A 26,535-nucleotide genomic window follows, 5' to 3' on the forward strand; every position below is an offset into this window, starting at 1 on the left:
TATATTCTGTTAAACATCTAGTTTGATTCTTTCAATTTGAGCACCAACTGTATTTAATTTTAATTCTAGTTTGTCGTATCCTCTGTCAATATGGTAAACTCTATTTACAATAGTTTCACCATCTGCTGCAAGTGCTGCTAAAACCAGTGCCGCTCCCGCTCTCAAGTCTGAAGACATTACTTCTGCGCCTGTTAATGGAAGTCCTCCATTTATAAAGGCTATACCATGTTTTATAGTAATATCTGCTCCCATCCGATTAAATTCAGGCACATGCATAAATCTGTTTTCAAACACTGTTTCTTCCATTGAACTTCCGCCATTTACAAGAGTTTGCAGCAACATCATTTGAGGTTGCATATCTGTTGGAAATCCAGGATGTGGCAATGTTTTTACTTTTGATGGTTTCAAGTCTTTTGCTTTTCCTATTACAGTCAAGATATCTCCGTTTTGTTCAAATTTTACTCCCATAGTTTCCAATTCAGATTTAAATACTCCCAAATCTTCAAGTCTTGCATCTTGTATTTTCAAATCTCCTTCTGTAACTAATGAAGCTATTACATAAGTTCCAGCCTCGATTCTATCTGGCATGATTGAATATTCCACAGCGTGAAGTTCTTCAACACCTTCAATTTCGATATTAGGTGTACCAAGTCCTGTAATTTTAGCTCCCATTTTGTTTAGGAAGTTTCCTAAATCAACAATCTCAGGCTCTCTTGCTGCATTTGAAATAATAGTTTTTCCAGGTGTTTTTACTGCTGCCATCATAATATTCTGTGTAGCTCCAACACTCGGGAATCCTAAAGGTATTTCTGCACCTTTTAAATTATCTGATTTTGCATGAATATATCCGTGAACTCTTGTAATTTCTGCACCTAACATTTCAAAACCTTTTAAATGTAAATCAACTGGACGTGAACCAATTGCACATCCTCCAGGTAATGAAACTACAGCTTCATCCAAGTTGGCAATCATAGGTCCCATTACTAAAAATGATGCTCTCATTTGTTTTACAATTTCATAGCTTGCTTCATTTCTTTTAAAACCATTGTTTATTATTTTATAAGAGTTATCGTCTAGTTTTTCAGTCTGCATTCCCAAATCTTCAAGTAATCTCATTGTAACTCTAATATCACGTAAATTTGGTACATTTTTTAAAATATATTCTCCCTTGGCAACAAGTGTTGCAATAATTATTGGTAGTGCTGCATTTTTTGCTCCACTTACTTTAATTATACCATTTAAAGGTGTTTTTCCTTTTATTCTAAATCCATCAACCACGTTTTTTTCCTCCTAATTTTTGACATATTGGACATCTTGATCCAAATAGTTTATCCATAAAAGTTAATTCCTTATAATTTTGAGCATATTCTGGCATTTCTTTTTTTATAATATCCATATGAAAATTGCAAATGGAATTTTCCATTGCCTCATAATATGCGTCTGACAAGTGTTTTAGATGACACTTTTCTAATTTTGATGTTACCACAATTTCATCACCAGCTTCATGTATAATTGCATCTTTTGCTACTACTACAAGTGCGATTTGTCCTGAGCAGGCTAGATTGTCTATCATTTTATACGATATTTTTTTCTTTTTAGCTATTTCAATATATTTTTTTATATCATTAAAGTTTACATGACGTGAAATAACCATTTTAGCCGCATATTTATTATCCAAAGCTTTTTCTATTTCATAATAAATTCCTTTTTCCTTTATTTCATCAAAAGTAAGAGCTTTTATAATTCGTTCTTTGTATTCTCCAAGAAATAAATTTTTTTCAGCCTGTGCATTTACAGCCCTATCTGTTGATTCTTCCATACTTTTCATAACGTCATCTGTATTATTTCTATTAACGCTAATAGCCATTTTATTTCTCCAATTCATTTAATATTCAATTTTTAAAAATTTATTACATTTTGTCATTATACTACTTTTTTTTACATTTCTCAACCATTTTTTCTAACTTTTATATATTTTTAATAAAATAGTCTATAAATGCTATTTTCATTGGACTTATAAGCATATTTTCAAAAATTTTTTGTATAAAAAAATTAAAAAATTAACATAGTTAATACAAAAACGATTTTAAATATAAGAAATATTTGAACAAATTTAGTTATTTTTGGTATTTCTTCTCTTCCTTCATCCTTTCTTATGGAAAAAAATAAAAGTGAAAAGAAAATAACATATAAAATAGCACCAGCAATAGAAATATTAAATGTATACAAATAAATTACTTCCAGTAAAAGAAAGGCATAAATTTTGAAAGTTGTTCTTTTGCTTGTAAAGAACATATTTATTAAATTATAGTTTGCGTATAGATAAAGCAGTATTAGCATGGTAATTCCCAAATATGGAGTTACTATATCCATTTTTTTTATTACTAAAAATACAAAATATGTAACGATTGTAATTAATAATACTCGCAATTTTTCATCTTTATGTCTTTTTAATTCACGATTGTCTCTCATTTTGTCTAATCATCTCCTAACTTTATGTTATCATAAATCATTTTTAGTTTGGACTTTTCCACATGTGTGTAAATTTCAGTTGTTGTAATGTTGGCGTGTCCTAATATTTCTTGGACAATACGCACATCTGCACCATTTCCAAGTAAAATTGTCGCAAGTGAATGTCTAAAAATATGAGGATAAACATTTTTTTCAATTTTTGCATTTTTTGCAATGGTTTTTAAATCTTTCCAAAACTTTTCCCGTCGAGTATTTGGAAAAATCTTAAAACTTTCGCTCGAATTTTTTAATTTTGGTCTGTAAGTAGCCAAATAGTTTTTTATTTCATTTTCAAGACTGTCATAAATTGGTATTATACGGTATTTTGAACCTTTTCCAAGTACTTTTATAAATTCATAGTCCTGATTTTCTACATCTTTTATTTCCAGATTTAAGGTTTCTGAAATTCTTGCTCCAGTTGCAATAAGAATTTTGATAATGAGCTTGTTTTGCATTCCTTCAGCCGTGTGAGGACAATTATCGACAATTTGTTTCATTTCCTTTAGTGTTAAAATTTCAGGAAGCCTTTGTTCACGTTTCAAAGTTTTTATCATTCCTGTCGGATCCTTTTCCACATCTTTATTTAAATAACAAAATTTATAAAATGTCTTTAAAGCTGAAACTTTTCTCAATACCGAATTTCTTCTCAATTTTTCATTCAAATTTTCTATATATTCAAAAATATCCTTTTCTTCAATTTCAGAAAAATTTTTTTGAGCAAACTGAAAAAATTGTAGCAAATCACGATTGTATCCAGTAATAGTATTTTTGGAACTTCCTTTTTCAAATTCAAGAAAATCAAGAAATTCTCTAATTTGCGTTTTATTTTCACGTGATATTTTTTTCTTTTGAACTTTTCTTTTGCTTTTTGAATTATTTTCATTATTTTTTTTTTCTGTCTTGGAAATATGTTCGGTTAAATTTGAATTTTCTTTTGCTAGATTTTTTAAATTAATACTTTTTTGTCCCATAGCCCCATTATCTCCTTAGCATGATTAACAGACGCTTCTGTAATGTTGTCTCCTGAAATAATTCTTGCAATTTCCCTTATTCTTTCTTCTGTATTTAATTCCCGTACTTTTGTTTCTGTAAAGTTATTTTCAATTTCCTTTTTGATGAAAAACTGCTGCTGTGCTTTTCCAGCAATTTGTGGAGAATGTGTTACACAGATAATTTGCGTATTTCTCGAAAGTTCCCGTAATTTTTCAGCAACTCTTCTGACAGTTTCTCCAGAAATTCCAGTATCAATTTCATCAAAAATCAGTACAGAAATATTATCAACTGTAGAAAATACCGTTTTAAGAGCTAGCATTATACGTGAAATTTCTCCGCCAGATGCTATTTTGGCAAGTGGCTTAAATGTTTCTCCAACATTTGTTGTAATCATAAATTCTGCATTATTTATTCCATGAGATGTAATTTCTTCTGTCTTTGTAATTTCCACTTTAAATTTTGCATTTTCCATATTTAAGTCGCTCAACTGAATATCAATCGTATTTTGAAGGCTTTCTGAAATTTCCATACGGATTTCACTAAGTTTTTCACTATCAATAAAATATTGATTCACTAGTTCTTTTTTTAGAAGTTTTAAATTTCCAAGCTCCTCATTTTCAAATTCAACAAGTGATAAATCTTTTTCGATTTTGTCCCGATGTTCCAAAATTTCTTTAATTGTAGAGCCATATTTTAATTTTAGCTTATTAATTGCATTAATTCTTTCCACAACTTTTTCCAGCCTGTCATCATCTATTTCAACATCTCCAGCTAGATTGTCTACAGAATACGAAATATCCTCAACTTCATACAAAACTGACTCAATTTTATCATACAGTTCACTATAGGATTCAGACAAGTCTGAAAGCTGTTCTAGATTTCTTCTGGCTCTGCCAAGTGCTGTTAAAATTGAAAATTCACCTTCTTTTAGTAACTGTGATGTTTCATCTAACTTTTCACTAATTTTTCCAGCATTAAAAAGTATTTTGTACTCTTCTTCCAGTTCTTCATCCTCATTTTCTTCTAGTTCCAAACTTTCGATTTCATTAAATTGAAATTCTAAAATATCTTTTTTTTCATCAATTTTGGCTTTTTCATCTTCAATATTTTTTATTTTTGCATTTAATGCTTTTATTTTATTTACATTTTCTCGTATTTTTCTAGAAAGTGCCCTTCCTTCATCATCTAAAAATCTGTCCAAAAGATGTAAATGATACTCATTATTTAGCAAAAACTGATGCTCATGCTGTCCGACTAAATCAATAATATTTACCATAAGTTCCTTTAGTCGAGATAAAGTCAGTCTTGCTCCATTTACTGTTATTTTTGATTTTGCATTTCTATCAAAATGTCTAGTTATAATAAGTTCATCATCATCAATCTCAAACCCAAGTTCATTCAACCTTTTCTTTTGGTTTTCATTTAATTCAAAAATACCTTCTGCAAAAAGGCTTTCTTGACCATTTCTAATCATATCAGTGTGACTTCTTTCACCAATTAATAGTGAAATTCCATCCAAAATAATTGATTTCCCAGCTCCTGTTTCTCCAGTTAATGCAATAAATTTTTCGTTAAATTCCAAATCCAAATTTTTTATTATTGCTAGATTATTTAATCTTAATTCCCTTAGCATTTTTTTCCTTTCACTATTTTATTTTTTATAACTTTATTTTTTGAATTATTCAGATTACTAATTATAATACAGAATCTCCCCATTTTAGTTTTTGTCTTAAGATACTGTAATAATCACTATTTGTAGGTTTTATTATTCGAATTTTTTTCTTTGATAATCTTGCAGATACTAGATCATTTGGCTGTATTTGAAGCCATTGATTTCCATCAATATTTAGATGAACGGCATCATCTCTTGAAGTTGCTTTAAAACTAAGTACTTCACAACCATTTACAATAATTGGACGAGCTGTTAGGCTTTGTGGAGCTAGTGGCGTTATTGAAAGAGCATTTAAACCAGGATGAACGATCGAACCACCTGCTGAAAGTGAATAGGCTGTTGAGCCTGTAGGAGTTGCTACTATTACGCCATCAGCTCTGTACTTGTTTACAAAAATATCATTTGAGTAAACTTCAACCTGTATTAAATGTGCTTCGTGTCCACCTTTAGTTATTACAAGTTCATTTAAAGCATAAAATATATTGTCTTGATACTTTACTTCAAGAAAAGTTCTTTCTTCTACTTTATAATTACCGTTTTCATAGTCTTGTAACATTTTAACTGCATCTTTTGGATTAACTTCCGCAAGATAGCCAAGAGATCCCATATTTATTGCAAGAACTGGAATATCACTTGTAATTGCCTCTTTTGCAGAAATTAGCATTGTTCCATCTCCGCCAAGCGAAATTATTAAGTCAGCTTTCTCCACACCAAAAACTTCTTGAATATCATTTTTTTCCAAATAATCATAAAAATCTTTTAACAGTTTTTCATTACCGTATCCATTTTTTATAATTCGTACTTTTTTTACTTTATTTTTTTTATTTAGATTATCATTATTTCCTTTTTTTTCCAAATTTTCCATAATAAAACCTCTTTTTCTATGATTAAAATATTTAAAATTAAATATCAAAAATCAACATTTCAAATTTTTATCTTTGTGAATTATTGTAACATTTTTAAAGATTTTTTTCCATTAATTCTTAAAAAATATTTTTTATTAGATTTATTGAATGTTTTTCTAAATTTTTTAAAACTAATTTAATCAAAAATACCTTCTACATATAAATAAAAAATTATGAGCCAGTACTATAAAAATAAGAACTCATAATTTTATTTAATTTTATAATTTTGAATTTTAAAAAGTAGTAGTCTAATTTTAATAATGTTTAAGAATATGTTAAAATTATATTATACCTTTTGTTTAATAATAGACAAATCTTAAATAAAAAAATTTTTTTAGTTATTTAGAATAAAAATATTCATTTTGTTTATAATTTTTGTGAGAAGGTTTGTAATAAGCTAATTTTTCTCCAAAAAATGTACTTTTCCCTTTTTTCAAATCATTTAAAAGTGATTTTGGATAATTTTTCCCTAAAACATGAATTGTTTTGATTTCAGCATTATTAGGGATTTGAGGGTAATCCCAATTTATTTTTTTATCTGGATTTACTTCCATACAAGTTGCATAAATATTTATGTGATCAAGAGTGGAATCCTTATAAAACGTTCTGTAAGTTGAGATAAGGCATTGTTGATTTTTGAGATAGTTCATACTTCCATTTTTCATATCTTGTTCTATATTTTCTGGCAGTTTTTCAAATGGAATTGTTTTTGTAAATAAAATACTATCAGCTTTAAATGATGTACTTTTAGCAAAAATATTAAATGAAACCAAAAATACGCAAAGGATAAATAAAAGTTGTACACTATTTTTCTTCATAATCTCTCTCCTTATTTTATTTATATAAAATTTATTTTAATTTTAAAAAGTATATACATATTTTATCATTTAGTATTCATTTTTTCAATATATTTTCCTTTTATTATCATGTGTGTTATAGAAGGTTTCTAATGTTTTTATAATATATACTCAAACCTATTTAAAATTAAACTTATAAATTTAGGGATTGAGTAAAATAGTTATAACTTTTTCTTTCGGTTTTAAATCCATTTTATTATATAATCAAACTTTTTTAGTTTGAGCAATGTAACTTTAATTTTTTTAAGTCTAGTGTTCAAATAAATCAAAAAATTTTGAAAATCAAATAATTTTTCTTTACAAATAAAAGAATAAAAAGTATAATTATACCATAAATATAAACTAGGAGGAATTTTTTTATGAAAAAAATGGGAATTTTACTAATTATTGGAGCATTAGTGGTGGTAAGTTGTGGAAAAGACACTGGAGCAAAGGAAGCTGGTAAGGCTGGAACAACAGCAGGGCAAACTGCTGAACAAGGAAAAGCTGATTTGAGCAAAGAAACTGCTGAATATAAGAAATATGTTGAAGGTCAGATTGATATGCTTTTAAAGGATACAGAAAACTTTGCAAAATTATTGAAGGATGGAAAATTAGAGGAAGCAAAAAAAGCATATCCATTAATCCGTATGGCTTATGAAAGATCTGAACCTATTGCTGAAAGTTTTGGAGAATCTGATATTAAGATAGATTACCGTCTTGTAGACTTCAAGGAAGAATTTAAAAATGAAGAAGGATGGAAAGGTTTTCATAGAATTGAAAAAATACTGTGGGAGCAAAACACTACAAAAGGAACTGAAAAATACGCAGACGATCTTGTAAACGACATTAAGGAGCTAAAGGCAAAAATTGCCACAATTGAAGTAACGCCTGATTTAATGGTTACAGGAGCGATTGATTTGTTAAATGAAGTTTCGACTCAAAAAATTACTGGAGAAGAAGAAGTGTTCTCGCACACTGATTTATACGACTTTAGAGCAAACATCGAAGGAGCTCAGAAAATTTTTGAATTATTCAGACCTAAATTAGAACAAAAAGATGCTAAGCTCGTAACAACTTTAGATACTGAATTTAAAGCTGTAAATGCACTTCTTGATAAATACATGACTGATGATAAGCATTACAAATTATATACAGAATTAACAAAAGAAGATACAAAAGCTCTAGCTGAAGCAGTTACCAAACTTGGAGAACCTTTATCGCAAATGGGAATCGTAATAGACGCAACTCCTAAGAAATAATGTACTTATTCGGTAACTAATATGTTTAAGTATTATTAGATAAGGAGTTAATTCTCTTTGTTAAATTAAACGTTTAGATTATCGAATACATCTTAAAATAACTTACAGTATAAAAGAGGTAAAATAATGAGTGACGAAAATGATAAAAAATGGTTTGATAAAAAAATATCACGTCGTGATTTTTTGAAAAAAGCAGGAATGGTAGGAGCTGGAGCTGCAATTGGAGCAAGTGGAGCTAGTGCGATTTTTGCCAACATGTTCAGCGGTAAAGCAAATCAGGTCGTTGGAAATGAAAAGATTTCATTTTATGGGGAACATCAGTCAGGAATTGCTACTCCTGTTCAAAAAAATGTCTATTTTGCGGTATTAGATTTACATTCTACGGATAGGGAAGAAATAAAGCAGATGTTTAAGGACTGGACAGATTATTCTGAAAAACTTATGAAAGGTGAACTTGTAGCTCCAGAACTTGCAAATCATCTAGTTCCTCCACTGGATACAGGAGAAACAGTGGGACTAAATCCATACCGTTTGACAATAACTTTTGGAATAAGTCCATCTTTTTTGGATAAATTGAAGATGGATAATAAGAAAATGGAAGAATTTAAGGATTTGCCACATTTTCCGAGAGACCAGATAAAGGACAAGTATAAAGGCGGAGATATTTGTATTCAGGCTTGTGCGGATGATGCACAGGTAGCATTTCACGCTGTGAGAAATCTTGTTCGTAAAGGTCGTGCCTTAATTACTTTAAAATGGACTCAAGCTGGTTTTTTACCAATTGGTAATGGAAAAGAAACTCCAAGAAATCTTTTTGGATTTAAAGATGGAACGGAAAATCCGAAAAATGATAATGATTTTAAAAATGTTGTTTGGTATGATAAAGATAATTGGCTGAAAAATGGGACTTTTCTTATTGTAAGACGTATTCAAATGCATCTTGAAACGTGGGATAGAACTAATTTGCAGGAGCAGGAAAATACGTTTGGAAGGTATAAGGAAAGCGGGGCTCCTTTTGGAGAAACAGATGAATTTGCAACAATTGACATAAATAAAAAAGGTTCAGACGGAAAACCAGTTCTACCAATTGATTCACATGTTTATCTTGCCAAAAAAGCTGACGTTAAAATAGCACGCCGTGCCTTTTCTTATTCTAATGGAATAGATGAAGTGAGCGGACAGTTTGACGCAGGACTGCTATTTATATGTTTCCAAAAACATCCTGATCAGTTTATAAAGATTCAGAACAGCTTAGGAAATGAAGATAAACTGAATGAATACATTACTCACATTGGAACAGGAATTTTTGCGTGTTTTGGAGGGATAAAGAAAGGAGAATACATTGGGCAGAAATTATTTGAATAAAATAAATATATTGCTATTTTTGTGTTTTATATTATTCTTCACAAATGTTATCGCAAGGGAAAGTTATAGCAGCCTTTATATAAAAATAACAGATACGACGACTGCAATAAGAAACAATAATCAAAATGAAGCAAAAAAACTTTTTTCCGAAGTAAGAGATGAATTTAAAAAGGTGAAAAATGCTGATTCAGTAAAAGGAAAAAAAGTACAGGAACTTTTAAACAAAGAAAAGTCCACATTGTCAGAAGAGGATCTGAGAGAAGTTACAACAGCACTATTAGCTTTTGAAAAAGAGCAGAATCCTGTTAACGATAATGAGGAAAAGAAAAAGTTCCAGTCAAGAATGAATCCTGCTTTAGATGTGTTGGAAAAAGCAATTCAGTCTAAAGATGTAGAACTTATGAAAAAAGAATACCTGAAATTTAATGGCGTATGGACAAGAAATGAAAGTTTTATAAGAAGTAGAAGCATTGCTTATTATGGAAAAGTAGAAACTGCAATGTCGTTTTTGAGAAGCTCTATGGAAGTGGAGCCATTTGATTATGACAACACAATCAATTCTTTTAATGACTTAAAATCAACAATACGAGACTATTTAGATGGAAAGAAGATAGAAAATAATGTTTCAAGCACAATTACACTAAAAGAAGCTGTAGATATGTTGAAAGATGCGTCGGAAGCCTTTAAAAATGGAAATAAATCTAAAGGTCAGTCAAAAGTGAAAGAGTTTATTCAGGTATGGCCTACGGTTGAAGGCGATGTAAGTACGAGAAATTCGGCTTTATATACAAAAGTGGAAACGCAGACTCCAATAATCATGGTAAAAGGTAGCGAAAAAGAGTATCAGGAACAATTACAAGGATTAATTACAGAATTATCACAAATTGATACAAAAGCACAATATACGTTTATTGATGCAATGTTTATACTTCTTCGTGAAGGTGTGGAAGCACTTCTTATCGTTCTGGCATTGGTAAGCAGCCTAAAAGCTGCAAATCAGAAAAAAGGATTACGTTGGGTGTACGCAGGAGCTGCTGCTGGAATTTTGGCAAGTGTGGTAATAGCATTTGCTCTTCAGGCTTTATTTCCTGCCGTATCTTCAGGAACAAACCGTGAAATTCTGGAAGGATTTGTAGGAATTTTTGCGGTTATAATGATGATTGGGATTGGATTTTGGCTGCATAGTAAATCATCCTTGAAATCTTGGCAAGATTATATTGACAGAAAAATGGATATTGTATTAAGTACAGGAAGTTTTATTTCAATGTTTGTACTTAGTTTTCTTGCGGTATTTAGAGAAGGGGCAGAAACAATATTGTTTTATGTAGGAATTTTACCATTAATTTCATTGCAGAATTTGATTATCGGTATTGTAAGTGCGATATTGATACTAATTGTAATTGCACTTGTTTTAATATACGCTTCTTCAAAAATAAAAATACATCAAGTGTTTTTTGTACTTACGTGGACAATTTATTTCCTTGCATTTAAAATGCTTGGAACAAGTATTCATATGCTTCAAGTTGTAGGGATTTTACCGTTACACGTAGCTCATTTTATACCTACAATGGAAATTTTGGGAATTTATGCAAATATGGAAGTATTTATTAGTCAATTAATTTTAATTGTGATTATCGTGATTGCTGCATTGATAAAAAAGAGAAAAGATAAATAAAATTTTAAAAGATAAAATATCGGAAAGGAATAGAATGGCTAAAATTGACGAACAGACGCTTGTAGAACATTTGAGCGAGTTTAGGAAAAGACTCATTATTACAATTATATTTTTTATTGCGGCTTTTTTAATAAGTTTGCTATTTTGCTCCGATATTTACAAATTACTGACGGCTTCATTCAAGCAGAAGCTCACAGTTCTTGGGCCTAATGATATTTTGAGCATTTATTTAATGCTGGCTGGAATATGTGCTTTTAGTTTGACATTGCCTTTTACAAGTTATCAGCTATGGGCTTTTATTCGTCCTGCTCTTAAGGAAAAGGAAGCTAAGGCAATTTTATCTTATGTTCCTGCAACTTTTATATTATTTGTTATAGGACTTTCTTTTGGATTTTTTATAGTAACACCTGCGTTACTAAATGTTTTACTGTCTTTTGGCAATGATTTGTTTAATATTCAGCTTACAGCAAATAATTATTTAAAATTTGTATTACATACATCATTACCGCTTGCTGTAATATTTGAATTGCCTGTTGCTGTGGCATTTCTAACATCGCTGCATATCTTAACGCCGCAATATTTGATAAAAAACAGGCGATATGGCTATTTTATTTTACTGGTAGTTGCAGTCGTTCTGACGCCAGCTGATTTTATAAGCGATTTAACGATGGCAGCACCATTGATCTTACTTTATGAAGTGAGTATTTCTGTTTGTAAATATGTCTATAAAAGAAGAAGGGATGATTAAAAATGGGAATTTTTAGAGATATAGGAGCACCAGGATTAATAGTTCTTATACTTGGGGCATTACTTATTTTTGGACCAAAAAGATTGCCTGAACTGGGAGAATCCATCGGAAAAATGATTCGAGAATTTAAAAAATCAGTTTCTGGAATTGAGTCAGAAAGTGATGAAACTAAAAATATAGAGGATAAAAAAGAAGATAAATAAAAAATTATTTTTAAAATAAATAAATTAATATAATTTTATAACCAATTTTGATTTCACCAAATATAAGGGCATTATTACTGTGTCCTTATATTTTTTTATTTGAGAAAATTGTGTTGCTAAAATTTTGTAAAAATTATATAATAAAGTTACTTTGTAAATTAATTTATTTTCTAAATTTTTTTAGATTTTTTTGATTAATAAATGTTTTTTCGTATTTTATTTAATATTAGCTTTTTTTAACGCAGAGGTATCAGACGCCATACCTCTGCACTCCCGCTACCGAATTTCAATTTTACAGCAAAAGACAAAACTCGCTTTTAACAAAAGTTATTTTAATCTCGCAAAGTTTTATCAATTTAAATATGATAGAAAAGCTCAAACAAGTTGTCTTTTACTGAAAAATTAAAATCTCGAAAAATCATAACAAATATTTTTTTGACAAAATTTTTACTAATTTTTGTTTTAGTTAAATTAACCATTATAATTAAACTAAAAAGTGTCGTGATTTTTTGGAAATAGAATCGACTAAACACATTTATGTGTTTCTTTCGCCATAATTTTTATAGCAAATTTATTTTATACAATTAAATTTAGTCTGTATTTGCCAAAGTGAGCGAAGTTTTACGCAACGAGTTTTGATTTTGTTTTCAAAAAATGCTTAGACAAGCTGGGATTAGTGCGTAGCACTTTCGCCAAAATCTTCAGATGTTATAATTTGAAGAAATTGAAATAACTAATATTGCGAAATAAAAGGGGATGGTGACTAATTCCCTTTACGTAAAAAAATATAAATTAATAGAAAAATCTTTATTAACTAAAATAATCTAAAAAAAAAATTTAGAAAATAACTTAGTGAAAAGATTTGAGAGTAGAAGTTGATTTAAAGTTATTTGATAAAAAATAGAAAAAGAAATAGGGGGTATAGATAGAAAAATGAGTACGAAGTATTTGAAGATTAAGCCATCAGAAGATTTTTTTAGAAAATATGGAATTAAAAATTTTGAGATTGAGTATGTTAATCTGTTTTCTAGGAAAAAGGAGATGGAGATATTTATAAAGGTAAGCAGTCTGGTTGCACATAGTGAGATACAGGACTTGAGGCAGCTGCTTTATAAGAGTTTTGAAAATGGGTTGAAATTGAAGATTAAGATGGATGTTAATCCTGAGCTGATACAGAAGGATGTTGTTGGGTTTGTAAAATTTGCGATTGAGAATTACAAGCATGAGAGCAAGAGGTATCAGTATATTTTTGCAAGTTATGAAGTGGAAAGTCTCGAAAATACGGTGTTTATAAAATTACCATCACACCATTTGATAGAAGAGGCAAGACGAACTGAGGCAAAGGAAGAACTTACAAGAAAAATTTATGAATGTATGGACAATTCGATAAAAATTGAGTTTGTAAATGGGGATTTTGAGGAAGTGAAGGCTAAAATTAAGGCTCAAAATGAATTAAATTCGGTAAAGGCAAGTGAACTTCCAAAGTATGAAAATGCTAGTATAAACAATGGTAATAATTACGGAGGGAACGGAAACTTTAATAATGGAAATAACGGAAGTGGTTATTCAAATGGCGGGAATGCTAATGGAGGTAACAATAAAGGTAATTACAAATGGAAAAAAATTCCTGATATAGATGCAATGCCATTTTCTACACTTGATATTTTGAACAATGGTGATGATGTAGCACTAGAAGGAAAAATTTTTAATGTAGATATGAAGGAAACTAAGAATGGGAAGTTAATGTGTGATTTTATGATTACAGATTATACAGATTCTGTTAGTTGTAGAATATTTTTTAACACAAATGAGGATATTCAGGTAAAACTTGGGGAGTGGGTAAAGGTTACTGGAAGTTTTGAGGCGGATATGTATAGTGGAGAAAAATATGTGAGAACACAAAGAGTGGAAGCTATTGAATCTAAAGATATAAAAAAAGAAGATAATGCTACGAAAAAAAGAATAGAACTTCATGCACATACGAATATGAGTGAAATGAGTGGAGTTATGTCAATCAAGGATTATGCGAAAAGAGCTAAAGAATTTGGGCATAGCGGGATTGCCGTGACAGATTACGGAGTAGTGCATTCATTTCCGTTTGCGTTTAAGGAGGCAAATGAGGATTTTAAAGTTATTTTTGGGATGGAGGCGTATGTAGTCGATGATGAGCAAGACTTGATTACAAATCCTAAGGACAAGATGATTGAAGATGAAATTTATGTTGTGTTCGATATTGAAACGACAGGATTTGATCCGTTTAATGACAAGATAATTGAAATTGGGGCTGTAAAAATGCGTGGAAGGGAGATTATTGGAGAATTTTCTGAATTTGTAAATCCTGAAATTCCAATTCCGCCAAAAATAACAGAACTTACAACAATTACTGATGAAATGGTTGCAAATGCTGAAAAAATAGAAACTGTACTTCCAAGATTTCTAGAATTTTGTACTGATACAACGGTAGTTGCCCACAATGCGAAATTTGATGTGGGATTTATCAAGCAAAAAACTATTGAGCAAGGGCTTGAGTATTCTCCGAGCGTAATTGATACGTTGCCTTTGGCTAGAACATTGCTTCCTGATTCGAGAGGATATGGACTTGCTAATTTGGTAAAATATTTTGGAATTACACTTGAAACACACCATAGGGCTGTTGATGATGCAAAGGCTACTGCGGAAGTTTTTCAGAAATTTTTAAATATGATTTTAAGTAAAGGGATTTTAAAACTGATTGAGATTAATACGGATTTACAGCCGAACATTCAAAATTCTGAGACATTGAACACGATGATTTTGGTAAAAAATCAAGCTGGGCTTCGTGACCTTTACGAACTTGTATCACGTTCCAACATAGAATTTTTTGGAATGAGAAGACCTAGAATACCAAAAACTTTGTTAAACAGCATGAGAGAAAATCTCTTAATTGCAAGTTCGGCTTCCGCTTCTGAAAGAAATAAGGGAGAACTTGTAAATCTTTATTTACGTGGAGCGGAAAAAGATGACATTGAGGAAAAAGCGAGATTTTATGATTATATTGAGATTCATCCACATACAAACTATGCTGACATGGTGGAAAGAACGAGCAAGGAAATTGAAAGTTACGATATAATAAAGGAAATGAACAAGTATTTTTATGAACTTGGAAAAAGTCAGAATAAAATTGTAGTTGCCACAGGGGATACACATTATCTTGAAGAGCGTGAAGCAATTAACAGGAATGTTCTTCTTTTGGGAAGTGGAACGATGTGGAAAACTGAAACTTCAGAAGGTGTGAGAGGATACGAGTTTTTTGATAGAAAATTGTATTTTAAAACTACCGAAGAAATGTTGGAGGCATTTAATTATCTGGGAGAAGCAGCAGCTCAGGAAGTTGTTGTGGAAAATACGCATAAAATCAACGATATGATGGAACAGGTGCGTCCAATTCCGACTGGATTCTATCCGCCGAAAATTGATGGGGCAGAAGATGAAGTAAGGGAAATGACTTATAAGAAACTTGAGGAACTTTATGGGGAAAATATTGATGAAAACCTGAAGGAAAGAGTGGAAAAGGAGCTTAATTCGATTATTCAAAATGGATTTGCGGTGCTTTATCTGATTGCACAGAAACTTGTGCATAAATCGGTAGATGCAGGTTATCTTGTAGGTTCACGTGGTTCGGTTGGATCTTCAATAGTTGCCTATCTTATGGGAATTACCGAAGTGAACGGACTTTATCCGCACTACAGATGTCCGAAATGTAAGCATACGGAATTTATGAATGAAGAAGGAAGTGGAGTTGACTATCCTGACAAAACTTGTCCAGAATGTGGTACAAAATATATAAAAGATGGACATGCCATCCCATTTGAAGTGTTTATGGGATTTAATGGAGATAAGGTGCCAGATATTGACTTGAACTTTTCTGGGGAATATCAAGGAGAGATTCATAAATATACGGAAGAGCTGTTTGGAAGTGACAATGTCTTTCGTGCTGGAACGATTTCTACGCTTGCCGAAAAGAATGCTTTTGGGTATGTGAAAAAGTATCTTGAAGAAGTCGAAGGAACGCCTGAAATAAAGGAGAGAAAAGCAGAAGTTATGAGAATTGCAAAAGGCTGTGAAGGGGCTAGAAAAACAACTGGACAGCATCCCGGAGGAATGATAGTCGTTCCAAAGGACAAGTCAATTTACGATTTTTGTCCAATCCAGCGTCCAGCAAACGATATGAAATCAGCTTCCAAGACAACCCATTTTGATTATCACGTAATGGACGAACAGCTTGTAAAACTGGATATACTGGGACACGATGATCCGACAACACTTAGAATTTTACAGGATTTGACGGGTGTTGATATTTATACGATTCCGCTTGATGATAAGGAAGTAATGAGTTTATTCAGCGGGACAGAAGCACTTGGTGTAACTCCAGATGAAATCGGCTCTCCGACAGGTACATCAGGAATACCTGAATTTGGAACATCTTTCGTAAAACAGATGTTAGTTGACACACGTCCAAAAACTTTTGCAGAATTAGTCAGAATTTCTGGACTTTCACACGGAACGGACGTTTGGCTGAATAATGCACAGGATTATGTAAGAAGTGGAATTGCAACCTTGAGTCAGATTATCACGGTGCGGGATGACATTATGAATAAGCTGATTGACGATGGACTTGATAAATCATTAGCCTTTTCCATAATGGAATTTGTCAGAAAAGGACAGCCTACGAAAAATCGTGAAAAGTGGCAGGAATATTCTAAAACAATGAAAGAACACGGTGTAGAGCAATGGTATATTGATTCATGCGAAAAAATAAAATATATGTTCCCAAAAGGGCATGCGGTGGCTTACGTAATGATGGCAGTAAGAATCGCTTATTTTAAAGTGCATTATCCAATAGAATTTTACACAGCTTTCTTAAATAGAAAAGTTGGAGATTTTAAAATGACAACAATGTTCAGACCAGTAGAAGAATTGAAACGTGCGAAAATGGAAATGGACAGAAAAGGAAACTTAAACGCTAAAGAAAAGCAGGAATTATTTCTATACGAAATTTTGATTGAAATGCACTACCGTAAAATCGAACTGGAACAAATTGACATCTATAAATCAGAAGCAAAACTTTTCACAATACAGGACAGCAAAATCAGAATGCCATTAATCGCAATGGATGGACTGGGAGAAGCTGTTGCTGAAAATATTGTTTCTGAACGAAAAGTTGACTTTTTATCAATCGAAGATTTGGTAAAACGTACAAAATTGAATAAAACGATTGTGGAACTGATGAAGGAATATGGATGTTTGAAGGATTTGTCAGCAACAAATCAGCAGACATTATTTTAGAAAATAATACAAAATTATCTCTATTTTCAATATTGACAATTATAAAAAGATATAATATGATGTATTTACGAGAAGATGATGTTATTTAGAATTGTAAATTGGTTTAGAAAAATAGTTTCACTTGTAGAAGTTAAGAACTAATATGAATTTCTAAAGAAAAAGTTATAAAAAATGAACAAATTATAAATGAATATCGGAAAAGTCTTTTAATTAACATGACTTTTTCGATTTTTATATAAATAATAAAAAATACAGGAGGATGTTAGGATGACGGATATTGAAATTGCTCAAAATGCGAAATTGAAAAAAATCTGTGAGATTGCAGAAAGTATTGGACTTACAGAGGATGATTTTGAGACGTACGGGAAGTATAAGGCTAAGGTTAGTTTGGAAGTATTGAAGAAAAATGCAGGGAAAAAAGATGGGAAATTGATTTTGATGACGGCTGTTACTCCTACGCCTCCGGGGGAAGGGAAGTCTACTGTTACTGTTGGATTGACTCAGGCGTTGAACAAGTTTGGGTATAAATCGATTGCGGCACTTAGGGAGCCGTCTTTGGGACCTGTGTTTGGTATGAAAGGTGGAGCTGCCGGTGGTGGAATGTCGCAAGTGGTGCCTATGGAAGAGATAAATTTACATTTTACAGGGGATATTCATGCAATTTCGGCTGCACATAACTTGATTTCTGCGTGTATTGACAATCATATACATTTTGGAAATGAACTTGATATTGATGTGAATAATATTACTTTTAAACGTGTGCTTGATATGAATGACAGAAATTTGAGAAGTATTGTTGTTGGGCTTGGACCAAAAGTGAATGGGGTACCTCGTGAAAATTCATTTCAAATAACGGTTGCTTCAGAAATTATGGCGATTTTCTGTCTTGCTGACTCTATTACTGACTTGAAGGAAAGAATTGGGGAAATAGTTTTTGCATACAACAGAAAAGGGGAAATGCTTAAAGTTAAGCAGCTTAATATTCAAGGGGCAGTAGCGGTATTACTAAAAGATGCGATAAAGCCTAACTTGGTACAGACTTTGGAAAACACGCCTGTATTTATTCATGGTGGACCTTTTGCGAATATTGCACATGGATGTAACTCGTTACTGGCTACAAAAATGGCATTGAAATTGTCTGATTATGTGGTTACGGAAGCTGGATTTGCGGCTGATTTGGGGGCTGAGAAATTTTTGGATATAAAAGCTAGGCTTGGGAAATTGGAGCCAAATGTTATTGTAATCGTTGCGACAGTTCGTGCGTTAAAGCATCACGGCGGAGATAAGGACTTGAAGTCGGAAAATATCGAAACATTGACAAAAGGGCTTGTAAATCTTGAAAAACATATTGAAAGCATGCAAAAGTACAATTTGCCAGTTGTTGTGGCAATTAACAAATTTATAACTGATACTGACGCTGAAATTCAAGTGATAAAAGACTTCTGCGCAAAAATGGACGTGGAAGTTGCCAACTGCGAAATCTGGGAAAAAGGTGGAGAAGGTGGAAAAGAGCTTGTGGAAAAAGTTATGAACGCCATCGAAAAAAATGAAAAATCAGACAAAAAATACACTCCACTTTATGATTTGAACTTGTCAATTCAGGAAAAAATTGAAAAAATTGCAAAAGAAATTTATGGAGCAGATGGAGTAAATTTTGCCCCGAAAGCACTTAATAACATAAAAAAATACGTAGAAAATGGCTATGACAAATTGCCAATATGTATCTCAAAAACACAAAAATCATTATCAGATAATCCAAATCTACTAGGACGACCAACAGGCTTCACAATTACAATCAACGAAGTAAGACTATCAGCTGGAGCAGGATTCTTAGTAGCAATGGCTGGAGAAATTATAGATATGCCAGGATTACCGAGAAAGCCAGCGGCGGAGTTGATTGACATTGATGAAAATGGGGTAATTTCAGGATTATTTTAGAAAAAGAATACAAAAATGGGAAATACAAAAGTAAAAATGCGAAGACGGGACAGAGAAATTACAGACAATGAAAAAATAAAAGAAATTATAAAAGCCTGTGACTGTTGCCGTCTTGGCTTAAATGACAACGGAAAAGTCTACATTGTACCACTAAATTTTGGCTTTACCGAAGAAAATGGAAACTATACATTTTACTTTCACGGTGCAAGAACAGGAAGAAAACTTGATATAATAAAAGAAAATAACTATGCAGGGTTTGAACTTGACACAAATCACAAAATTTACACGAAAGGCGATAAAGCCTGTGATTACACTACGAGATTTCAAAGTGTGATTGGAAATGGGAAAGTTGAGATTATTGAAGATTCACAGGAAAAAATGAAGGCACTGCTCGAATTGATGAAACATAATACTGGAAAAACAGAATGGGAGTTTGACGAGCAAATGTTGAAAGCGGTTTGTGTGTTTAAACTTGTGGTTGAGGAGATGAGTTGTTGTAAGCAGCATGAATAAGAAATTGTACTTATATAGTCCAAGAACTGGATGGTGAAATAATTGGGAATATTTGGAAAAATAATAGATAAATTTCGGAATAAGGATAACGAAGAAGAAAAATATTTAAAGATTGCAAGAGAACATATAAATAAGGCAGGAGAAAATTTAACAAAAGAACAAATTGATGAAATGATGAAGCTGGGAATGGATACATGGGAATTTTATCCAGAAGTTTCAAAATTGTATTTTGAACGAATAGAAGATTATGTTCCAACAGCTTCAACGATGTTATCTACTTTTTACATGGGCAAAGATGAAAAACTATATGAAAAATATTGTTTAAAGGCTGCAAATCAGGGAGAAAAAGTAGCACAGAAAAGTTTAGCTATATTTTATGCAAAACAGAATAATGAAGAGAAAATGCTGGAATGGTACAATAAGCTTGATGATAAGGAAGATTACGATGTATTAGCCTACATGTCAAATTATTACATGTTTCAAGATAATTATGACAAAGTAAAAGAAATAAATTTTACAATATTAAAAAATAAGAAAGACGATAAGTATGCTCCAAATTGTTTAGGTGATGCATATTTTGTTGAAGGTGATTTTGAAAATTCTGAAAAATATTATAAAATGGCTTTGGAAAATGGAAGTCCTGATTCAAAGGATAAATTATTTAATCTTTATCAAACAACAGAAAATATAGAAAAGTTTAGAGGATTAATTGAAAAAGATGAAACTAAAAGAGGAGAAGATTTTTTTAGCTTAGGAAACCTTTATTTTCATAAAAAAGATTATAAAATGGCTGAGAAATGGTATTTAGAATCTGAAAGGTTAGGGTTTTTAGAAGCAAAATATAATTTAGGACATGTTTATTATGAAATTGAGAATTTTGAAAAAGCTGAGAAGTATTTTCAGGAAGTGATAGAAAAAGTTCCACATCTTAAAGAAAGTGCTATTGAAAAATTAATAAATGTTTATAACAGTCAAGCAAATATTTATTTAACAAATGAAAATTATGATAATGCTGAAAAATATTTGAAAATATTGGTTGAAAAATATGGGATAAAGGAATGCTGTTACAATTTAGCAGTAATAAATAGAAAAAAAGGAAATATAGAAAAATATAAAGAATATATTTTGAAAGGAATTGAATTTGGAGATAGCGAATGTATGTTTAATTATGCATTATTTATTTATTCTGAAACTGGAAAATATACTAATGAAATAGATAAGTATTTAAAAAATTCTGCTGAAGCAGGAAATGTTGAAGCAATGTATGAATTAGGACTTTTTGCTGATGAACAAAATAGAATAAATGATTCTAAAAAATGGTATAGAAAAGCAATTGAAAAAGGGCATACAACAGCTATGAATAATCTTGCGAATGTTTATAGTGAGGAAGGAAATAAAGAAGAAGCAATGAAACTTTATCTGAAATCAGCTGAAAAAGGTAATCCTTTAGCATTTTTCAACCTTGGAAATTATTATGAAGAAAATAATAATATAGAACTTGCGAAAGAATATTATGGTAAAGTATTAGATTCATTAAAAGGTTATCCGACATGTAAAATAGAGCAAGAAGCCTTGGAAAAATTAAAAAGATTGGAGAATAATTCAGAATTAAGGAAATAATTAAAGATAGAAGGTGAAAAAATGTCAAAAAAATATGATTTTGAAACAATCTTAAGCAGAAAAGGACAAGGCTCGTACAAATGGGAGCAGATATATGAAGTGCTTCCAGAGCTGGAAGACGATATTGTTCCATTTTCTGTGGCGGATATGGAGTTAAAGATTGCTCCTGAGATAACGGAAGGGATGAAAAAGTATATTGATGAAGCGGTTTTGGGGTATTCGGGGACTTATCCGAAATATTATGAGGCTGTTATAGGCTGGATGGAGAGAAGGCACGGTTTTAAGGTGGAAAAAGACTGGATTTTGTGTACTCCTGGAGTGGTTTCGGCTATATATGTCGCGATTAAGGCTTTTGCAAAGGAAAATGAAGGTGTGATTACGTTTACACCTGTTTATTATCCGTTTTATAGCGCGATTACTTCAAATAAGAGAAAATTGGTGGATTGTGGCTTAGTTGAGAGTAAAAATGAGAATGGGGAAGCCAAGTATTCTATTGATTTTGAAAAGTTTGAAGAGTTTGCAAAAGATAAAAATAATAAAATATTGCTTTTGTGCAGTCCTCATAATCCACTTGGGATTGTATGGAGCAGGGAAGATTTGGAAAAGATTGGGAAAATTGCGGTTGAGAATGATTTGACTGTAATTTCTGATGAGATTCATTTTGATATTGTGATGAGTGGGTATAAACATACGGTTTTTCAGACTTTATCAGAGGAACTTGCTGAAATTACAATAACGTGTACTGCCCCTACAAAAAGTTTTAATCTAGCTGGAGCAGGAATCTCAAATATAATTATCAAAAATGAGAAACTACGTAAAAAATTCAAGGCTGAAATGGAAAAAATGTCAATGCATGTTTTTTCAACATTATCGTATAAGGCATGTGAACTGGCTTATACAGAAGCAGAAAAATGGCTAGATGAATTTTTGCTGTTAATTGATAAAAATCAGAAATTGGTGAATAAATTTTTTGAAGAAAAGTTCATCAATTTAAAAGCCCCGTTAATTGAGGGAACTTATTTGCAATGGCTGGATTTTCGGACATTGGGACTTAAAAATAAAGAACTTGCAGAGTTTATGAATAAAAAAGCAAAGATATTTTTCAGCGAGGGATATACGTTTGGGAAAGCTGGAGATGGATTTGAGAGGGTAAATCTGGCTGTGCCAACAAAATATCTAGAGAAAATGCTGGAAAGACTTTATGAAGTGTTAAAGGCTGAATTTCCACAATTTTGTAAATAGAATTTGATTTTATATTTTACTTTTTTAGGGATATTATGGTATAATATACGAGAAAACTAAAATTTTCTACTTAAAAAAATTTTAAAAAAGGATGGAGAGATATTAAAATGAAAAAAGTGAGTAACTTTTGGATTGACGAGTGGAAATGCTTTAAAAAGGATGAATATAGGAGGGGAAATTGTGACAAAAAAATTGGATAGTATTATGGAAGCTGGAAAAGAAAAAATTAAAAAATGGAAGAAAGTGGAAATAGCAGCACTAGCATTGATTAATACAGTTGTAGCATTTAATACAAGTGCAGAGCCATTAAATTTACCAAAGGAATATTCAGAAAATATTACGGTAAAAGGGCAGGAAAAAGATGTATTTGATTATGATTTTAATAGCGATGGAATAAATGAAAAAGTCGTTGTAACTTATAATGTAGTCGATAATTTGATAGGGGCAGTTGTTTCAATTTACACAAATCAAGGTGGGAAAGAAATATTAACTTATCAAATAGCTTTTGATAAAAAATTTAATGTTATGGAACTTCAATCAATGCAACAAATGTTTGATAAAGTGAAGGAATATTATCCTGAATATTCTAAAAATATTCAACCAAATGAAACAAGATATATTACAATTTATGGAGATAATAAAAATAGTGACATAACTTTTGATAAAATGAAGTTTACTAATCATTCGCCAGATAATACGAATAATTTTTTATTTATAAAAAAAGGATCAAGTTTATTAGAAGCACCAAATGGGAATGCTGTGGCACATCTTAGCTTTAGTGAAAAACCTGAAATATTGTTTGATATGGTATCAGACGCTGCAAATAGCCAAACAAAATGGTATTTTACAGAATTTACAAAAAGAGCCAGTACAAATGTAAGCAGAAAAACTAATAAAGATAAGGATGGAAAGGCTGTTGCAGAAAATCCGACAACTGTTAAAGGGTTCATAGCTGGAAACGAAGACATGGTTTCACCAAGAGGATTCTATTGGGATAAAATGATAAAAAAAATTGAGATTGTAAATAAATTCATTAATACAGCAATTAAAGGGAAAGAGGCATTATATATTATTACAGAATACAAACCTTTATCGCGTGATAAACCAAGTGAAAAGGATAAATTTGGAAATAAAAATAATCAAAGTATCATAGGTTATGCAAATTCTAAAAAAGAAGGCGAAATTATTAATATTCCTGACCAGACAATTTTTAAAATAATTGGTGAAGAAAATAATATGTTAAAAATTGAAACACCATTTTATGGAGGACCTTACTTTATTGAGAAAAAAGAAGGAACCTATAAACAAGTAGAAAATATAAAAGATGAAGTAAATAAATTTATTGCGATTGATCCACATAGTCAAACTGAAGCACTTTTCCAAAGAAATCCTGAAACTGGGAAATATGAAGTAGTTACATATTCGTATGTAACGACAGGAAAAGATGGCTGGGGTTCTTATGAAACGCCACATGGAGCATTCCTAGTAGCTTTCACAAGACCGTATATGACGTTTACAAGGCACGCAAGAGAAGGGGATAAAACTCTTCCTGGAAGATCAGACTTGACTATCGGAGGAAGTGCTAGATATGCAGTAAGATTCAGTGGTGGAGGTTATATGCATGGAATTCCTGTAGGACTTAATTTCAGAGGATCAACATTGAATACAGGAACGGCTCATAAAATAGGAACATACAAAGATTCTCACAAATGTGTAAGACACTTTGATGATCAGATTGAATTTATTGTTGGATGGATAAATGCAGACAGTAAAATCAAGGATAGAGATAACACGATACCTGAAGAGCCTGTAATAGCAGTAGTTTTATAAGATAACCTTAAAATAAACAATAAGGAGAAATAAATTTATGATAAATAAAATAAATTTACAAAAAATAAAATTTTCAATAGTAGCATTGATAATACTTTCTGTAATATCAACTAATACTTTTTCAGCACCAAAAGAAGCAAAAAAATTAGAATGGAAGCAGATTTCGCTCGAACCTGACTTAGATGGAGATGGAATTAAGGATAAAATAGATGTGGATTATGCAGTAGAAGGAAGTAATGTGTATTTAAAATTTACTCCATATGTATTTAGTGAAAAAGCTAAATTTACAAAAGGAAAGAGTGTAGAAAAAACAATAACTAAATCTGAATTTGAAGCAAAACTTGATACATTTATAAAAGGATTTATAGCGGAATATCCTAAAAAAGGCGGAGTACCGTCTGCACAAAAACAAAAAACGCAGACTCCAAAACCAGAGAAAAAACAAGAAATAGTATTACCAGCAAAAGAGACTAAAACTAACGAAACAGACAAAAAACCTGTTTCGCAAAAAAAAAATACAGAGGATTCTAAAGGAAATCAGAAAAACAGCCCAACCGTAGAAAATAATAAACCTGTAGAAGTTTCAAAACAATCTAATATGGAAAAGGCTCAAAATTCTGTAATTGAGAAAAAAGAAAATGAACCTAAAGAAAAAGAAATAAAAGAACCAGTAGAAACACCTAAAAATACAAATTCATTGAGAGGACAATACTCTTATGTTAAAGAGTTTAATAGTCAAAGACCAAAAAATTTGACATTCAATTTTCAATATGATAAACACTCTCCAAAGGAAATGGATGAATTTGTATTTGTAAAAACAGCAACAAGCATAAGAAAAGAACCAAATTCTAATGCTAAAGCCATAAAGTCAGCAGCATATTCTCATAAATACAGAACAACAGGAATTGTTAAAACTAATACTGGAAATAAATCAGATGAATGGTATGAAGTATTTTTTGACAATCAGCTTGGGTATATTCCAAAATCAGCTGTTGAAAAACGTGAATTTGACTGGAACGATATGATGAAAAAAGTTGATAAAACAAATAAATTTATAAAAAATGCAGTTTCATCAAATAAAAAATTATACGTTTTAGATAACTATATACCTCTTGGCGGAAGCAAGTCAGGAAATAGAGATAAATTTGGAAACCGTCCAAATCAAAGTGAATATGGATATACTGATAAGAGTTTTAAAGACTACATAAACATTCCAGATAGAACAATTATGATTATAGAAGAGGAAACAGATAAATACATAAAAGTAAAAATAGATGCTTATGATAATGGCGTTTATTATTTAAAGCCTGCTGCAAGAAAATATTTAAAAGATGCGGGAATTAACGGAGAAATAACAAGATTTATCTATGTTGACAGAGGTAGCCAGAATGAAATGATTATAGAAAAAGCAGGAGATAACTGGAATGTAGTAACTTCTTCATTTGTAACTACTGGAAAAGATGCTGGAAATTCGTTTGCCACACCTTATGGAACTTTCCTAATTGCTTACTCTAAACCTGTAATGCAATATACAGGCTCAGATAATAAGACAGTTGTAGGAGATGCAAAAAATGCCGTAAGATTTAGTGGTGGAGGTTACATGCACAGTATACCATCGGTTTTTGAACCAAAAAACACAAGAGAACAAAGAAAAGCTGCAACAGCTAAAAAAATAGGAACTTATCCAGAATCTCATAAATGTATAAGACATTATGATGATCAGATTAAGTTTATCTATGAATGGTTAGGAAATTCGACACCTGGACATTCAGAAGGATTTAGAGTGCCTAGTGTTCCTACAGTTATGCTAGTTAAATAATAAATTAAAAATTAATTCAGATGTTTGGGATATTCCATTAAAAATGAATATCCCTTTTATTTTAGAGAACTATACAAC

The 26,535-nt window shown here is 31.2% G+C and carries 19 protein-coding genes; 12 read left to right on the plus strand and 7 right to left on the minus strand.

Translation table 11 applies throughout. The features are described from left to right. Positions 1-9: 9 nt before the first annotated feature. The 7 genes from murA to QU666_RS03195 all read right to left on the minus strand — a co-directional run bounded on the left by murA (position 10) and on the right by QU666_RS03195 (position 6,899). Complete coding sequence (gene murA / locus QU666_RS03165; protein WP_021768347.1) at positions 10-1,278, minus strand: UDP-N-acetylglucosamine 1-carboxyvinyltransferase; 1,269 nt, start codon at positions 1,276-1,278, stop codon at positions 10-12. Continuing rightward, on the minus strand, positions 1,271-1,867 hold the full coding sequence (locus QU666_RS03170; RefSeq protein ID WP_036069925.1) for a DUF1694 domain-containing protein: 597 nt from the start codon (positions 1,865-1,867) through the stop codon (positions 1,271-1,273). The genes murA and QU666_RS03170 overlap by 8 nt, the downstream gene beginning before the upstream one ends. 185 nt (positions 1,868-2,052) lie before the next feature. Continuing rightward, positions 2,053-2,472 (minus strand): hypothetical protein, encoded by a 420-nt coding sequence (locus tag QU666_RS03175; protein WP_021768345.1) that lies wholly within the window; start codon positions 2,470-2,472, stop codon positions 2,053-2,055. 5 nt (positions 2,473-2,477) lie between these two features. After that, on the minus strand, positions 2,478-3,482 hold the full coding sequence (locus tag QU666_RS03180; RefSeq protein WP_021768344.1) for a tyrosine-type recombinase/integrase: 1,005 nt from the start codon (positions 3,480-3,482) through the stop codon (positions 2,478-2,480). Then, positions 3,458-5,137, minus strand: coding sequence for a DNA repair protein RecN (gene recN / locus QU666_RS03185; protein ID WP_021768343.1), 1,680 nt, complete (start codon positions 5,135-5,137; stop codon positions 3,458-3,460). The genes QU666_RS03180 and recN overlap by 25 nt, the downstream gene beginning before the upstream one ends. A 61-nt stretch (positions 5,138-5,198) precedes the next feature. Beyond that, on the minus strand, positions 5,199-6,041 hold the full coding sequence (locus QU666_RS03190; protein WP_021768342.1) for an NAD(+)/NADH kinase: 843 nt from the start codon (positions 6,039-6,041) through the stop codon (positions 5,199-5,201). A 378-nt stretch (positions 6,042-6,419) separates the two neighbouring features. Next, the gene (locus tag QU666_RS03195; RefSeq protein WP_021768614.1) at positions 6,420-6,899 is read right to left on the minus strand and encodes a hypothetical protein; all 480 of its coding nucleotides are present in this window, start codon (positions 6,897-6,899) and stop codon (positions 6,420-6,422) included. A 398-nt stretch (positions 6,900-7,297) separates the two neighbouring features. Here QU666_RS03195 and efeO point away from each other — a divergent pair, with 398 nt between their 5' ends. From efeO to QU666_RS03255, 12 genes are all read left to right on the plus strand, one after another. Further along, entirely contained in the window at positions 7,298-8,179 is an 882-nt protein-coding gene (gene efeO / locus QU666_RS03200) for an iron uptake system protein EfeO (RefSeq protein WP_021769744.1), read from the plus strand. Positions 8,180-8,305: 126 nt separating this feature from the next. Further along, a complete protein-coding gene (gene efeB / locus QU666_RS03205) occupies positions 8,306-9,544 on the plus strand; it encodes an iron uptake transporter deferrochelatase/peroxidase subunit (RefSeq protein WP_021769743.1) in 1,239 nt (412 codons plus the stop codon). Beyond that, a complete protein-coding gene (locus QU666_RS03210) occupies positions 9,522-11,219 on the plus strand; it encodes an FTR1 family protein (protein ID WP_036071409.1) in 1,698 nt (565 codons plus the stop codon). The genes efeB and QU666_RS03210 overlap by 23 nt, the downstream gene beginning before the upstream one ends. Before the next feature lie 34 nt (positions 11,220-11,253). Next, positions 11,254-11,967, plus strand: coding sequence for a twin-arginine translocase subunit TatC (tatC, locus tag QU666_RS03215; RefSeq protein WP_021769741.1), 714 nt, complete (start codon positions 11,254-11,256; stop codon positions 11,965-11,967). Positions 11,968-11,969: 2 nt separating this feature from the next. Continuing rightward, positions 11,970-12,170, plus strand: a complete 201-nt coding sequence (locus tag QU666_RS03220; RefSeq protein ID WP_021769740.1) for a twin-arginine translocase TatA/TatE family subunit — start codon at positions 11,970-11,972, stop codon at positions 12,168-12,170. 933 nt (positions 12,171-13,103) lie between these two features. Next, entirely contained in the window at positions 13,104-17,495 is a 4,392-nt protein-coding gene (locus QU666_RS03225) for a PolC-type DNA polymerase III (protein WP_021769738.1), read from the plus strand. 267 nt (positions 17,496-17,762) lie between these two features. Further along, on the plus strand, positions 17,763-19,433 hold the full coding sequence (locus QU666_RS03230; protein WP_021769737.1) for a formate--tetrahydrofolate ligase: 1,671 nt from the start codon (positions 17,763-17,765) through the stop codon (positions 19,431-19,433). A 15-nt stretch (positions 19,434-19,448) separates the two neighbouring features. Continuing rightward, positions 19,449-19,946 (plus strand): pyridoxamine 5'-phosphate oxidase family protein, encoded by a 498-nt coding sequence (locus tag QU666_RS03235; protein ID WP_021769736.1) that lies wholly within the window; start codon positions 19,449-19,451, stop codon positions 19,944-19,946. A gap of 42 nt (positions 19,947-19,988) precedes the next feature. Beyond that, positions 19,989-21,566, plus strand: coding sequence for a tetratricopeptide repeat protein (locus QU666_RS03240; RefSeq protein WP_021769735.1), 1,578 nt, complete (start codon positions 19,989-19,991; stop codon positions 21,564-21,566). A 21-nt stretch (positions 21,567-21,587) separates the two neighbouring features. Then, positions 21,588-22,808, plus strand: a complete 1,221-nt coding sequence (locus QU666_RS03245) for a MalY/PatB family protein (RefSeq protein WP_021769734.1) — start codon at positions 21,588-21,590, stop codon at positions 22,806-22,808. Positions 22,809-22,988: 180 nt separating this feature from the next. Then, on the plus strand, positions 22,989-24,638 hold the full coding sequence (locus tag QU666_RS03250) for a L,D-transpeptidase (RefSeq protein WP_036071405.1): 1,650 nt from the start codon (positions 22,989-22,991) through the stop codon (positions 24,636-24,638). A gap of 37 nt (positions 24,639-24,675) precedes the next feature. After that, positions 24,676-26,457: a L,D-transpeptidase family protein gene (locus tag QU666_RS03255; protein WP_021769732.1), complete on the plus strand. Its 1,782-nt coding sequence runs from the start codon at positions 24,676-24,678 to the stop codon at positions 26,455-26,457. The last annotated feature ends 78 nt before the right edge of the window (positions 26,458-26,535 follow it).

It is taken from the genome of Leptotrichia sp. HMT-225 (assembly GCF_030644325.1).
In the GTDB taxonomy this organism is placed as follows: Bacteria; Fusobacteriota; Fusobacteriia; order Fusobacteriales; family Leptotrichiaceae; genus Leptotrichia; species Leptotrichia massiliensis.

Coding starts and splice junctions, on each gene's coding strand:
- QU666_RS03170 (WP_036069925.1), bottom strand. CDS start 1,867: ATGGCTATTAGCGTTAATAGAAATAATACAGATGACGTTATGAAAAGT.
- QU666_RS03175 (WP_021768345.1), bottom strand. CDS start 2,472: ATGAGAGACAATCGTGAATTAAAAAGACATAAAGATGAAAAATTGCGA.
- QU666_RS03180 (WP_021768344.1), bottom strand. CDS start 3,482: ATGGGACAAAAAAGTATTAATTTAAAAAATCTAGCAAAAGAAAATTCA.
- recN (WP_021768343.1), bottom strand. CDS start 5,137: ATGCTAAGGGAATTAAGATTAAATAATCTAGCAATAATAAAAAATTTG.
- QU666_RS03190 (WP_021768342.1), bottom strand. CDS start 6,041: ATGGAAAATTTGGAAAAAAAAGGAAATAATGATAATCTAAATAAAAAA.
- QU666_RS03195 (WP_021768614.1), bottom strand. CDS start 6,899: ATGAAGAAAAATAGTGTACAACTTTTATTTATCCTTTGCGTATTTTTG.
- efeO (WP_021769744.1), top strand. CDS start 7,298: ATGAAAAAAATGGGAATTTTACTAATTATTGGAGCATTAGTGGTGGTA.
- efeB (WP_021769743.1), top strand. CDS start 8,306: ATGAGTGACGAAAATGATAAAAAATGGTTTGATAAAAAAATATCACGT.
- tatC (WP_021769741.1), top strand. CDS start 11,254: ATGGCTAAAATTGACGAACAGACGCTTGTAGAACATTTGAGCGAGTTT.
- QU666_RS03220 (WP_021769740.1), top strand. CDS start 11,970: ATGGGAATTTTTAGAGATATAGGAGCACCAGGATTAATAGTTCTTATA.
- QU666_RS03225 (WP_021769738.1), top strand. CDS start 13,104: ATGAGTACGAAGTATTTGAAGATTAAGCCATCAGAAGATTTTTTTAGA.
- QU666_RS03230 (WP_021769737.1), top strand. CDS start 17,763: ATGACGGATATTGAAATTGCTCAAAATGCGAAATTGAAAAAAATCTGT.
- QU666_RS03235 (WP_021769736.1), top strand. CDS start 19,449: ATGGGAAATACAAAAGTAAAAATGCGAAGACGGGACAGAGAAATTACA.
- QU666_RS03245 (WP_021769734.1), top strand. CDS start 21,588: ATGTCAAAAAAATATGATTTTGAAACAATCTTAAGCAGAAAAGGACAA.
- QU666_RS03255 (WP_021769732.1), top strand. CDS start 24,676: ATGATAAATAAAATAAATTTACAAAAAATAAAATTTTCAATAGTAGCA.